The 13,368-nt window shown below is 38.5% G+C and carries 11 protein-coding genes; 6 read left to right on the plus strand and 5 right to left on the minus strand.

The genetic code is table 11. From position 1 onward, the window contains the following. Positions 1-46: 46 nt before the first annotated feature. From nadD to leuS, 4 genes are read right to left on the minus strand one after another with little or no spacing between them, the layout of a single operon-like run. Positions 47-721: a nicotinate-nucleotide adenylyltransferase gene (gene nadD / locus CCS41_RS12990; protein ID WP_072550587.1), complete on the minus strand. Its 675-nt coding sequence runs from the start codon at positions 719-721 to the stop codon at positions 47-49. Then, positions 711-1,745, minus strand: coding sequence for a DNA polymerase III subunit delta (gene holA, locus CCS41_RS12995; RefSeq protein WP_072550588.1), 1,035 nt, complete (start codon positions 1,743-1,745; stop codon positions 711-713). Before holA ends, nadD begins: the two co-directional genes overlap by 11 nt. Then, positions 1,742-2,311 (minus strand): LPS assembly lipoprotein LptE, encoded by a 570-nt coding sequence (lptE, locus tag CCS41_RS13000; RefSeq protein WP_072550589.1) that lies wholly within the window; start codon positions 2,309-2,311, stop codon positions 1,742-1,744. The genes holA and lptE overlap by 4 nt, the downstream gene beginning before the upstream one ends. Before the next feature lie 10 nt (positions 2,312-2,321). Further along, a complete protein-coding gene (leuS, locus tag CCS41_RS13005) occupies positions 2,322-4,904 on the minus strand; it encodes a leucine--tRNA ligase (protein ID WP_072550590.1) in 2,583 nt (860 codons plus the stop codon). Between the two features lie 352 nt (positions 4,905-5,256). On the opposite strand from leuS, the gene CCS41_RS13010 reads away from it, so the two are divergent. Together CCS41_RS13010 and CCS41_RS13015 are read left to right on the plus strand one after the other, a co-directional pair. Further along, positions 5,257-5,868 (plus strand): hypothetical protein, encoded by a 612-nt coding sequence (locus CCS41_RS13010; RefSeq protein WP_072550591.1) that lies wholly within the window; start codon positions 5,257-5,259, stop codon positions 5,866-5,868. Between the two features lie 250 nt (positions 5,869-6,118). Further along, positions 6,119-7,411 carry a hypothetical protein gene (locus CCS41_RS13015; RefSeq protein WP_072550592.1) on the plus strand — a complete coding sequence of 431 codons (1,293 nt, stop codon included), beginning with the start codon at positions 6,119-6,121 and terminating at the stop codon, positions 7,409-7,411. A gap of 233 nt (positions 7,412-7,644) precedes the next feature. On the opposite strand, the gene CCS41_RS13020 is transcribed toward CCS41_RS13015, so the two are convergent. Continuing rightward, positions 7,645-8,487 carry a 23S rRNA (adenine(2030)-N(6))-methyltransferase RlmJ gene (locus CCS41_RS13020; RefSeq protein ID WP_072550593.1) on the minus strand — a complete coding sequence of 281 codons (843 nt, stop codon included), beginning with the start codon at positions 8,485-8,487 and terminating at the stop codon, positions 7,645-7,647. 258 nt (positions 8,488-8,745) lie between these two features. Here CCS41_RS13020 and rpoH point away from each other — a divergent pair, with 258 nt between their 5' ends. The 4 genes from rpoH to CCS41_RS13040 all read left to right on the plus strand — a co-directional run bounded on the left by rpoH (position 8,746) and on the right by CCS41_RS13040 (position 13,309). Continuing rightward, positions 8,746-9,603 (plus strand): RNA polymerase sigma factor RpoH, encoded by an 858-nt coding sequence (gene rpoH / locus CCS41_RS13025; RefSeq protein ID WP_072550594.1) that lies wholly within the window; start codon positions 8,746-8,748, stop codon positions 9,601-9,603. 874 nt (positions 9,604-10,477) lie between these two features. After that, positions 10,478-10,909, plus strand: coding sequence for a winged helix-turn-helix domain-containing protein (locus CCS41_RS13030; RefSeq protein ID WP_072550595.1), 432 nt, complete (start codon positions 10,478-10,480; stop codon positions 10,907-10,909). A 63-nt stretch (positions 10,910-10,972) separates the two neighbouring features. Next, on the plus strand, positions 10,973-11,512 hold the full coding sequence (locus CCS41_RS13035; RefSeq protein ID WP_119797675.1) for a type II secretion system protein N: 540 nt from the start codon (positions 10,973-10,975) through the stop codon (positions 11,510-11,512). Positions 11,513-11,584: 72 nt separating this feature from the next. Further along, on the plus strand, positions 11,585-13,309 hold the full coding sequence (locus CCS41_RS13040; protein WP_420836471.1) for a secretin N-terminal domain-containing protein: 1,725 nt from the start codon (positions 11,585-11,587) through the stop codon (positions 13,307-13,309). The last annotated feature ends 59 nt before the right edge of the window (positions 13,310-13,368 follow it).

Here is a 13,368-nt window from a genome sequence, read left to right on the forward strand (position 1 = left end):
ACTGCAATAAAAGTAATCAACCTGCAAGGTTAACGCCTTACTTTTATTAACGATATAGGTCTTGTAACTCAATATATTGCTGAACTGCACGTGGCAACAAGTAATCACAGCGTTGCCTTTGATGGTAGCGGCGACGAATATCAGTTGCAGAAATATCCAACAAGGGTGTGTTAGCCAGATAAATATAACCTTTTGGTTGTTGGTTGAGTTTTTTTGCATCATTTATTTGATAGGTACCCAACCACCGCTGTAGTTCAGTGTTTATTAATCTATTGCTATAACCTGGTCGAGTGCAAACTAACAGATGGCAAACATCCAACAGTGATTGCCATCTGTGCCATTTATGTAACGATAGCAATGAATCCTGTCCAATAATAAATGCTAACGGCAGTTCCGCACCTTGCTGTTGACGTATTATTTCAAGAGTATCGATGGTGTAAGAGGGACGGCTAGATTGTAATTCACGTGCGTCTACACGAAACAATGGGTTATCAGCTACCGCCAATTCAACCATTTTCAAACGTTGCCACGGGTTGGCTTCCGGTTGCGGACGGTGAGGCGGAACATGATTAGGTAACAGGATAACCTGTTGTAACCCTAGCTGTTGTGCCAAGACTTCTATGGGTCGTAAATGACCATAATGAATGGGGTCAAAAGTTCCACCAAATAGAGCATACAAACTAGAAATAGCTTGCTGCTGATCCGTCGCTTTAGTGGACATCGAGAAAACTCTCAGGTAACGCTGCACCGCACAGCAGCATAGATAAAGTTTCCAGCCTCGACCATATCGATTGACCGTAGTCATGTTTCAGCTCGATTTCTATTTGTGCCAATAAGTGTACGGCTTGCTGGATCTGAGATAACGAAAGGCGTTGCAGTGCCTCCGTCATTATATTACGACGATTCTGCCAAACTTTATGCTGTTCGAACAGGTTGCATAATGGAACCTGCTCCATATTACGTTTTAGTGTCAATAATAACAGTAGGTCAGGTTGCAAAACTCGCAGCAGAATAACAGGAGGCTCCTCTTCCTGCTGCAATTTCTGCAATATATGCCAGGTTCGCCCACTCACTCCTGTCAAGAGAGCATCTAACCAATGATAAGGTGTGAAGTGAGCAACATCATTGACCATTTGTTCGACATGGAGCAACGTGAGTCTACCATTGGGATAAAGTAACGACAGCTTTTGTAACATTTGTGAAAGTGCGAGCAAATTACCTTCATAGCAGTGACAAAGTAACGGGATCGCCGCCGCATCTATATCCAACTTCATATTTTGAGCACGGTTGTTGATCCAACGGGGCAACTGGGTTTGATCTGGCGTTTGACAGCTTACAAAGACCGCATTCTGACTTAATGCTTTATACCAGGCACTATTTTGCTGAGCTTTAGTCAGCTTATTGGCACGCAGTAGCAGTAAAATATCAGGGTGCAGTAACGCTGTCAGTCTAATGAGCTGTTGGCTCATCAGTGTTGTCAGCCCGCTATCAGGAAAAATAAGCAACAAAATCTGGCGGCAGGCAAAAAGACTGCGTGCCTGACAAAGGGTGAAAATGTTCTCCCATTCGGTATGACCATCCAGGATAATACTGAAATATTCGGTAAAACCCTGACGCTGAGCAGTGTGGCGGATAGTATCTTGACTTTCCTGCAACAACAGAGGATCGTTACCGCAGAATAGATAACAACCGCGCAACCCTTGTTGCAGTTGCACGGAAAGTTGTTCTGGATAGAGGCGTATCATTTGGCAGAGATAGTAGCTGCAACAGCATTATTGGCGGGTATCGCGTTACTTTTCTCGTCCTCTTTGATTTTTTTCATATCTACCATCAGCAGTTGCCGTACTAGTTGTTGAGCGGCTTGTTCACGCATTTCTTGATGGATGATATCGCTCTCCGCATCTTTGGCTAACGCCGTTAACGGGTTGTCAAAGAAGGAACGGAACACAGTCACATGTAACGGATAAATACCCTGCCCTGGTATCAGCACCTGAGCTTGCACCCGCAGTACTAACTGATTTTCGGCAGTAGTCCCGTCTTGAAAAATTGACACTGTGCTTTGGCTATCAGAAGAACTCATGATCCGTAATGTCGGTATATCCTTACGCATAGCGTCGTCAACAATATTGATATTGCTCAAGCGTAATTGCTGACGTACAAAACGTGTTAATGAACCATAAGGATCACTGCTTTCCAGTAACATAGTTTGTAGTTCTGGCGGCACTTGGATCACACCACGTAAATGAAAACCACAACCAGCGCTAACTAGCACCACTAGCCCCAACAATAATGTTAAAATACGATGGCGCACAACGCCTCCTTTAACCTACAACAAAATTCAGCAATTTGCCTGGAACATAGATCACATTACGTACTGTAACCCCCTCTAAATATTTAGCCACCAAATATTCTTGAGTAGCACCTTGACAAACTTGCCGTTCAGTTGCATCAGCGGCTACCGTGATTTTACCACGCACTTTGCCGTTTACTTGTATGATCACTAATCTGGAAGCTTCAACCATCGCTTCTTGCTCGGCAATCGGCCAAGGCGCGCTATCGATATCTCCTATGCCCTTTAATTTTTTCCATAAGCTAAAACAAATATGTGGTGTGAATGGATAAAGCATACGTACCACCGCCAGCAATGCTTCTTGCATCAACGCCCGATCTTGCTCAGTATCCTGTGATGCACGGCCTAGCTGATTCACTAGCTCCATGATTGCCGCAACAGCGGTATTGAACGCTTGACGACGACCAATATCATCAGTGACTTTGTCAATGGTTTTATGGAGATCACGACGCAAGGATTTTTGTGAGCTATTCAAGTCAGAGATAACCAGTGGTTGAGGCACACCCTTTTCAAGATGATAAAAAGCCAGTCGCCAAACACGTTTCAAGAAGCGGCTAGCGCCTTCAACACCGGATTCTTGCCATTCCAGGGTCATCTCAGCAGGCGCGGCGAACATCATAAATAGACGAACGGTATCCGCACCGTATTTTTCAACCATCATCTGTGGGTCGATACCATTATTCTTCGATTTCGACATCTTACTCATGCCGGCATACACAAGCTGATGGCCCTCACTATCGACAGCTTTAACGATACGACCTTTATCATCACGTTCAACAATGGCATCAGTCGGAGAAACCCAAACCCGTTGACCGTTATCACCGAGATAATAAAACGCATCAGCCAATACCATTCCCTGACACAATAAACGTTTTGCGGGTTCATCAGAATCGACAAAACCGGCATCACGCATCAATTTGTGGAAAAAACGAAAATACATCAAATGCATGATGGCATGTTCAATACCACCGATATATTGATCAACCGGCAACCAGTAGTTAGCAGCAGCAGGATCTAACATCCCTTGATCATATTGTGGGCAAGTATAGCGCGCGTAATACCAGGACGACTCCATAAAAGTATCAAAGGTATCCGTTTCACGAAGACCCAGAAAACCATTGACCCTGGTTTCAGCCCACCGTGGATCGGCTTTAATTGGACTACTAATCCCATCCATTACCACATCTTCTGGCAGAATAACCGGCAATTGATCGGCAGGTGCGGGGATCACACTACCGTCTTGCAGCGTAATCATAGGGATAGGCGCACCCCAATAGCGCTGACGGGAAACACCCCAATCACGTAAGCGGTAGTTAACTTTCTTCTGACCGACACCGATAGATACCAATCTGTCCGTGATAGCGTTACAGCCATCCTCATGGTTTAGACCATCAAATTCATTAGAATTAAATAGAACGCCTTTCTCAGTCATCGCCTGCTGGCTTATATCCGCTTGACAACCATCCGCTGCCAAGATCACAGCTTTGACAGGCAAACCATATTTGGTGGCGAACTCCCAGTCTCGCTGGTCATGGCCTGGCACAGCCATCACCGCGCCAGTACCGTAATCCATCAACACAAAATTTGCCACCCAAATAGCCACTTTTTCACCGTTCAAAGGATGAATAGCAAACAAGCCAGTCGCCATACCTTTCTTTTCCATCGTTGCCATTTCAGCTTCAGCAACTTTGGTATTACGACACTGATCGACAAATTCGGCCAAGGAAGGGTCTGTTGCTGCAACCTGTAAAGACAGAGGATGACCCACCGCCACTGCCACGTAGGTCACACCCATAAAAGTATCTGGTCTTGTGGTATAGACAGTTAATTTTTCTTCACTGCCAACAACATCAAAACTAATTTCTACCCCGGTAGAACGACCGATCCAGTTGCGTTGCATAGTTTTTACTTGCTCTGGCCAACTTTCTAGTTTATCCAGATCATCGAGCAGCTGATCAGCATAATCGGTAATCTTAATAAACCATTGTGGGATCTCTTTGCGTTCCACTTTGCTATCACAACGCCAGCAACAGCCATCGACTACTTGCTCATTAGCCAATACGGTTAAATCATGTGGACACCAATTAACGGCAGCGTTTTTTTTGTAGACCATTCCTTCTTGATACAATTGAGTGAAAAACCATTGTTCCCAACGATAATAATCTGGTTTACAAGTGGTGATTTCGCGATCCCAATCATAACCGAAACCCAATAATTTCAACTGACTCTTCATATGTTCAATATTTTCGTAAGTCCAGGGAGCGGGAGCAGTCTTATTTTTTACCGCTGCACCTTCCGCTGGCAAGCCAAACGCATCCCAACCCATAGGTTGCAACACATTTTTACCGAGCATACGTTGGTAACGGGAGATAACATCGCCGATAGTGTAATTACGCACATGTCCCATATGCAGACGGCCTGAAGGATAGGAAAACATTGAAAGGCAATAATATTTTTCTTTGCCACTGTCTTCAGTCACTTTAAAAGTCTGCTGCTGTTGCCAATAATGCTGTACGTACGATTCGATGTCTTTTGGACAATATTGCTCTTGCATGGCGGCGGCTAATCCTATAATAAAAACAGTTAGGTATCATAAATCCGCATAGCATAGCCGATAAACAGTAGGAGCAACAACAGCGGAAACAACGGAAACAACGGCCAACAATCAATTCATAAATAATTTTAATAATTCTCCACTATATACCATTATACATTAATACTAGGCTTTCTACTTTATTCAATAGGAATAGTCAGGTAAGACTGACAGAATTTTATCGCGTTCTTCCATGTTAATTATTCTTTTTTTGTGTTATTTTTAATCGTCACAGCCATTATCGATGGCTGAGGTTTTTTTGATTTAACTTTGGGCTTGTGTTCTAATTTAATTAAACGATGGAGCATTACGCATGGACGTTAATTTAGACCAAAACAATAATACTCAGGTTTATTCAGTAGTTAAAAGTCATTTCAATGAAGTACATGATAATCGTGGTCGGTTAGTTAATAGCACGTGGATAGAAGATAAATATAATTTGGATAGTCGGTTACTTAGTCGTAGCAGAGTAAAATGCGAATACCAAAATAATAAATTAATTCGTCAATTTAAATATAATTACGATAATAAAAGTGTTTTAACCTCTTACAATGATTTTCGCTACAATCATCGTGGTCAACTTCTCAGCGAAGATAGCACCCATTACAACGCCGCTAATCAGTTCCATAGTCGTAATAAAAGCGAATACCGCTATCAACAGGGTAGGTTAATGCGCAAAACTGAGGTCGGTTATGACGTTGACCACCGACCCACGGGTTATAGCAGTGTGGTCGAATTTGGTAACGGCAGTAACTTTCCTAGCTATGACCAGCAAAGCTACCATCTATCAATCAATGCGATCAATGCTTTCAGAACTGAAGGTGGATTAAAAACACCAAATATAAAAATCGTTGCTAATGAGCGATATAATCCTGCGGATCTTTTTGCTGTACTCGTTTCAGTATTCCCTGTTGTGCTTTGGTAGCCACCTGCGTAAGATTTCGCAGAAACCGATGCACGGAATAAAAACCATGCAGCGTATTTTATTTGATCTTGTAGAACAAAATATTAGACTTCTTGCAAAACCGTAGCGAGTGCTGCGAAGTCAAAGCGCCTGGCGCGTAGCAACCGCAGTGTACATACGAGTACACGAGAATTGAGAGCACCAGGTAACGCAGAATGTGCAGCACGTAGTAGGTTTTGCAAGAAGTCTATTAAACAATGGAGTGTAATAGATGAATATATTCTTAGCCCCAACCGATTATGTTAAAGCTGCGTCAATTGTTACAAGTAACGTTAGCGAGGAACATGACGAACATGACAGATTAATCGGTAACAGTTGGGTCGAACATGAATATAATGCAGATAATCAGTTGACCATTCGCAATAAAATAAAATGTGAATACCACAATGATAAATTAATCCGTCAGCTTAAATATCAGCATGATGCCGAGGAGCAGTTGGTTGGTCATGATGAAGCAACGTTTGAATACGATCCCAAGGGGCTACTTACTTACGGCCAGGAGCTGAAATACAATGCGGATAGTCAACTTATCAGTAAAAACGAATTTTATTACAATAAAAATACCCACGGTCAAATGAGTTTCCGAAAAAAATTTGAATATCCTGTTGGAATGTACAACGCAGGCAAAAAAGTTATTCACAGAAGTAATACTACGTTTAGCTATAGTATTGATAACCAGTTGATCAGTGAGGATACCAATCATTACGTTAATGGTCAGTTAACTGAAACCTCAACAGTTAAATACCATGCAGGAAAAATAATGAGTAAAAACCTTAGGAAGGTTAACCAACAAGGTCAATTACTCAGTAAAAGCACGAGTACATACAATAACCAGGGAAAGTTAATTGAAAGATTAGAAGTTGAGTATAACGAAGATAATAAAGTTATTAGTAAATACAAGTCCAGGTACGCTGCGGATGGTTGTATCATTCTCAACATTTTTAAATATAACATAGATAATCAGGTTATAGACGCCGTAGAATTACACTACAATGCCAAGGGATGGTTAATTTATGACAAAAAATCTGAATACGCTGACGATCGGATCGTTGGAAGTAATGGTGACGACTTTGATGAAAATGGCGTACTGAAAAATTCTAGCCTGCCCAAGTACGCCAGTCGTCAATTAATTGGTCATAGTAAATCCTGTTATGAACGAGACAGTCAGGGGCGTTTGATCAAAAAGAATACCTCCAAATATGGTGCTGATGGTCAGTGTATGGGGAGTAGCAAAATCAGATACCAATATCATGGTGATCACTTGATGCTACAAACCGAACACATCTACAATGCCCGGCACATCCTTATTAATAACAGTGAAGTAGACTTTGGTCACGGAGAGAAATTTACCTCCAGAGATCTAAAAGATGAATCAGCAACGACTACGGAAGCGTTAACAACAGGCATCCATAGCTGGGTAAATATCGAAAAGTCTAATATCTCCATAACCAGGCCTAGTACAACTAAACCATTTATGCGACATGCAGTATTGGTCACTGGCTAATCACCTGTTCAAAAATCGTCATGACCAACACTCAGACAGGAAAGAACTGACGAAAGTGCGCAATTTACTCTTTGTATACAAGAAAGGGAGTAAATGCGCATTTTGAGCTCGTTTTTGACGAATTACTTGAACAAAACACGGTGAACACAAGAGATTTCGAACAGGTTCTTAGATATCTTTACGATCTTACGAAGCCCCCATTGAACTGCAGACAAAAAGAAATCCAGTGACGATCACTCAGGTACCAGCCATTTTAATAAAATATGACCGTAACCCGCAGGCACCAGAACCTGACGCAACCAAGGCAACAAAATCGCCATTTGCTGCTCTAGCTTCCACGGTGGATTAATAACAATCATACCGGAGGCTGTCATGCCATACCTGTCACTATCTGGAAGTACTCCCAGTTCAATTTGTAGAATATGCGTTATCCCTGTGTCTTTCAGCTGCCCCATCATTTTTTTGATCTGCTGGCGTAATACTACTGGATACCACAATGCATAGATACCGGTAGCAAAGCGCCTATAGCCTTCCTCAATGTTCTTTACCACACGCTGATAATCATCTTTTATCTCATAAGACGGATCCATCAAAATAAAACCACGACGTGAAAGAGGAGGTAATTTTGCCTTTAACTGTTGATAACCATCCACACGCTGTACCTTAGCATGTTCGTTTTTAGAAAGCTCATTACGCAGTAGCTTGTAATCACCAGGATGCAGCTCCGTTAAATGCATCTTATCACCCGACCGCAATAAATGTTGGGCAATCAACGGTGAACCAGGATAATAACGCAATTTTTTGCCCTGATTGAGGGCTCTTACTGCATTTAGGTAAGGGATAATTTCAGCGGGTAAATCGTCGGCTTGCCAGATTTTGGCAATACCTTGCAAATACTCAGGGGTACGCTCTGCGTGTTCACTGCCTAATTGATAACGACCCGCTCCCGCATGAGTATCTAAGTAAAAAAACCTTTTTTCTTTTTCCTTTAAAGACTCAATAATCAAACTCTGAACAGAGTGTTTCAAAACATCCGCATGATTGCCTGCATGAAAACAGTGACGATAACTCAACATAGTGTTTTTACGCTTCCTTAATATTTTAGTATTTTAAAAAATGGAAAAATCTCTCAATGGAGACCAGTATAAACCGTCTGAAAGATAAAAAAACACATAGCGAACTCGACCGACATTTAGATAATATTAAATAGATATCCAGGCTAAATTCTAATGGGTGGATCAACTCTTGAATTTGGATTCAAGCATGCTAGAATGGCCGTGGTAGCAGTAGTGATATACACAAATCTGCGCGTGCTGCTTGTTGAGAGGATCCAAATGAGCAAAGAAATGCAAACTTTAGCTTTGATGCCTCAAGGGAGTCTAGAGGCTTATATTAGGGCTGCTAACGTCTATCCGATGTTAACAGCAGAGGAAGAACGAGAGTTAGCTGGACGCCTGTATTATCAAGGTGATTCGGATGCGGCCAAACAACTTGTCCTATCTCACTTACGTTTTGTCGCCCATGTTGCTCGCAACTATTCGGGGTATGGTTTGCCGCAAGCGGATCTGATTCAAGAGGGCAATATTGGCTTGATGAAGGCAGTCCGCCGTTTTAATCCTGAAGTGGGAGTACGCTTAGTATCTTTTGCAGTACATTGGATCAAAGCAGAAATTCATGAATATGTTCTGCGTAATTGGCGAATTGTTAAGGTTGCGACAACCAAAGCTCAACGTAAATTATTCTTCAATCTGCGAAAATCTAAGCAGCGCTTAGGTTGGTTTAATCAGGATGAAGTAGATATGGTTGCCAAAGAATTGGGTGTGACCAATAAAGACGTCCGAGAAATGGAATCACGTATGTCCGCTCAAGATATGACGTTCGATTTTTCACCAGATGATGAAACGAATGATGGCCAACTTATTGCTCCAGTTTTGTATTTACAGGATAAAAAATCCGATTTCGCTGACGGCATTGAAGAAGGCAATTGGGAAAGCCACGCAGCAGACAAATTGTCGTATGCGTTAGAAAAGTTGGACGAACGTAGCCAGCATATTATCCGTGCCCGTTGGTTGAATAATGGTAACAAATCTACGTTACAAGAACTCGCCGATCAATATGATATTTCTGCTGAACGTGTCCGGCAGTTAGAAAAAAATGCCATGAAAAAATTACGGGGAGCAATAGAAGCCTGATTGGTGGTTTTTAGTCTTTATTAAAATTTTTGCATGAAAACCAACTAAATTATCCAATACTGATAGTTTTAGTGTATTCGAATGCATCATCCTCCTTCGCGTCCATGCATCTTCTCCTATCCATTAACGAGCGTAGTAGATTTCGAACAGACTATTAAAAATTTTGAGGTTACATACCATCAATCATGTAGCTTCTTCCAGCCGTCTTACATGAGATGATGGACGTGGTTTTTTTCTACAATGGTGCTAATTTTGACTCGACTCAGTTCTTACTCTAAATATGTAGGATATACATTATTTATCTTTTATCATTGACAAAGCAGAGTATTTACAATAATAGAAAGTGTTATTTTCACTTATATTTACTTTATTGTGGCCTCATCAATATATCTTTGTGATGATCTTTAGAACTAAATATGTTAGAGACCATTACGTGATAAATGAAAGGGTAAGCTTTTTACTGCAAAAAGTCGTGATTTGGCTGAATTTTACATTTCTAGGTGGCTTGTTTTCATTTATATAAGTTACATCGATTGATAATGATAATTATATATATTTATCGTTGTTATTATAAGTTTAAATTAACTAGATTGATGGTATATTCGTTGACATTGATGCTAAGGGTGCACTGGCTGGGTTTTGCGTTGTTTGTTCTTGTCTTTATCACTATTTATGATGTTTTTTTATGTTCATATATATCGTAGATTATATCTTTCGTAATAAAATATGATCTAATTATATAATTTCATTTGATTCGTCTCTTGAATATAAATAATAATTATTACTGAACTCATTATATATTAATGATCATGTTGTTTTTTTATTTTTAAAAATCTAACTTATTGATTTTTTTTTGAATATTAGGGAGTAGCTTATGTATGTCGATACCGTATCTGTGGTCACCGAGAGCAAATTCATTGATATCAACGGTAAAGGTATCATCGATTATGGCTCAGAAGTTTCAGTAGACTGTTGTATGAATAAAATACATTTTCATAATAAAAGATTGACCATTAACATAAATGAAAAACAAAAAAGACTGGTAATGTGTCTTTTTAATGATGTAAATAGGAAGCAAGATATTATCAAGGTAGTATGGTATGAAAATCACAAGGGGATCTCAGATAACAACTATCATCAACTCATTCATAAATTCAGGACACTATTGAACGAATTTAAAATCCCAGTTGGTATTATAAAAACCATAAATAGGTATGGATTACGGCTAGACACTAGCCTATTACGTTCTCCTCTGAATAACATATGTAGCGACCGTTTTAACGGATATCATCAAGCAGATCGCTAGCTTATAACTGAGCATTTTCCTTTTTAGCTATCTATATTAACTCAAATAACCATAGGATAGGCAATGCTTTTCTCATTAATAACAAGAGTACGCATTGCCTCTTTTTTTTCCATAAATAGGATATGGTTTGCCCTAGAAACTCTTCTGATCTGCTTATATACATACTATACTATAACCTTATTCAAAGATGTTATTAACTATCATTATAAAAATGAAATACCTGAATTACATTTTGATATTGCAACATCTCATATAAAAAGGTTAAATAACACTCTTTCTAGGGAAATAGCAATAAAAGAACTTGGTTGCTTCCAGCTAGCTACTCACCATACCCATCAGATAGTTTTATCAGAAATAGAAGAAATTACAGATGAAAAAATACTTTATAATGCAAAAAAATACAATGGAGAATCAAAGTTAGTTGGTATTGTAAAAAGCACTAATCCTTTAAATTCTATATCCATCATTGAGAGAGACAACGAACAGTCCAGCTATTTTATCCGAGACGAGATAAAAAAAGATAAAGCGATAATAGTGAGAATATTTAACGATAGGATAATAATAAAAAATGATATTGGATATTTTTTTATGGTATTAGATTAATATTTAATAAGAGAAGTTTATTGTATCCAGTACAGTAAATGGTCTATGGACTTTATAATGATAAAAAAAATTATAACAACCAAAGACAAATTAATAAAAAACTATTTTGGTCAGAATATATTAGTTTTATTAATTTTTTTGTTCCATTCTAATAATCTATTATCTGAAGAATTTTCAGTAAAATTTAAAGATACTGACATCAAAGAATTCATAAATACAGTCAGTAAAAATATAAATAAAACGATAATCATGGATCCTAAAGTTAAAGGTTTAATCTCTGTACGTAGCTATGAAAATTTAGATAAGAAAAAATACTATCAATTTTTTCTTCATGTACTTGATGTACATGGTTATACCGTATCAGAAATGCCTAACAATATATTGAAGATCATACCCGTTAATCTTTATCAAGCTTCTAATTCAGTACTAGAGGTGCATAAATTAGTTTATGCATCGGCTACCGAGGTAATACGGATTATTAATGAACTACTAGCACCAACAAGTAATAACAAACCAACGATACCAATGACGTTCAAAATCATTGCCGATGAAAGGACAAACTCTATCCTAATCAGTGGTGATATAAATTCACGCAAAAAAGTATCGCTAATGATCAAATATTTAGATAAAAAACGAGTGACTAGCGGTAAAACGAAAGTGATTTATTTAAAATATGCCAAAGCGGATCAATTACTCAATGTGTTAAATGGTATGAATTCAAATATCAAAAAAAGCATGAAAAATACCAAGATTATTTTACCTGAAGAGAAAATCATGCTAAAAGCAGATACACAGACAAATGCTTTGATCATTACTTCGCCTCCTGATGTCATGCATGATTTAGAACAGGTTATCGAAAAATTGGATATAAGACGTGCCCAAGTTTTAGTTGAGGCCATTATTGTCGAATCTCATGATAATACGGGTCTTAATTTAGGTATTAGATGGTCAAACACCTCGGGTGGTGGTGTAAATTTTATAAAAACAGCTTCACATAAAAAAAATGATTTAAACAATTTTGACAGTAATAATATTATATCAACAACACTCCATGGTGTTAACGGATTAACTACTGGTTTTTATCGTGGTAACTGGAATAGTTTATTTATGGCATTGTCAACTAATTCAAAAAATGATATTTTAGCCACTCCAAGTATTGTCACTTTGGATAATATGGTAGCTGAATTTAATGTCGGTCAGGAAGTGCCGGTATTAACCTCAACCCAAACCACATCTACAGATAAAGTTTATAATTCTATTTCACGTCAATCCGTCGGCATTATGCTAAAAGTTAAACCACAAATTAATCAAGATGATTCTGTTTTACTAGAAATTCAGCAAGAAGTATCCAGTATTGCAGAAAACTCAGTGAATCACAATAATGAATTAGGCTCAATTTTTAATAAACGGATAGTCAATAACGCAGTATTAGTTAAGAGTGGTGAAACCGTCGTTGTCGGTGGTTTGCTGGATAAAAAAAAATCAAATATAGTTAATAAAATTCCTGTTTTAGGTGATATACCCATTATTGGTTTTTTATTTAGAAGTAATAAAAATAAAATTGAAAAACGGAATCTTATTCTATTTATTAAACCAACTATTATTCGTGAACCAATAGATCATACTGATACAACCGATCATAAAATTAACAAATTTACTACTAAAATAGATAGCGTTACTTACCTTAATGAAATAAATAAAAACATCAATAGAAAAATAAAAGATAATATTATTTTTAATATTCTGCATGATATCCAGGATTTTTATACACTGAATGAAAACGGTAGAGTAGAGTAACGACATAACCATAGGGAGTAAAATTAATATTGAACCAAGTGCAATAATTTTTATTAAAA

The organism is Candidatus Fukatsuia symbiotica, from assembly GCF_003122425.1.
GTDB classification, from domain to species: domain Bacteria; phylum Pseudomonadota; class Gammaproteobacteria; order Enterobacterales; family Enterobacteriaceae; genus Fukatsuia; species Fukatsuia symbiotica.

Coding starts and splice junctions, on each gene's coding strand:
- CCS41_RS13030 (WP_072550595.1), top strand. CDS start 10,478: ATGTATGTCGATACCGTATCTGTGGTCACCGAGAGCAAATTCATTGAT.
- CCS41_RS13015 (WP_072550592.1), top strand. CDS start 6,119: ATGAATATATTCTTAGCCCCAACCGATTATGTTAAAGCTGCGTCAATT.
- CCS41_RS13020 (WP_072550593.1), bottom strand. CDS start 8,487: ATGTTGAGTTATCGTCACTGTTTTCATGCAGGCAATCATGCGGATGTT.
- nadD (WP_072550587.1), bottom strand. CDS start 721: ATGTCCACTAAAGCGACGGATCAGCAGCAAGCTATTTCTAGTTTGTAT.
- CCS41_RS13010 (WP_072550591.1), top strand. CDS start 5,257: ATGGACGTTAATTTAGACCAAAACAATAATACTCAGGTTTATTCAGTA.
- CCS41_RS13035 (WP_119797675.1), top strand. CDS start 10,973: ATGCTTTTCTCATTAATAACAAGAGTACGCATTGCCTCTTTTTTTTCC.
- rpoH (WP_072550594.1), top strand. CDS start 8,746: ATGAGCAAAGAAATGCAAACTTTAGCTTTGATGCCTCAAGGGAGTCTA.
- leuS (WP_072550590.1), bottom strand. CDS start 4,904: ATGCAAGAGCAATATTGTCCAAAAGACATCGAATCGTACGTACAGCAT.
- holA (WP_072550588.1), bottom strand. CDS start 1,745: ATGATACGCCTCTATCCAGAACAACTTTCCGTGCAACTGCAACAAGGG.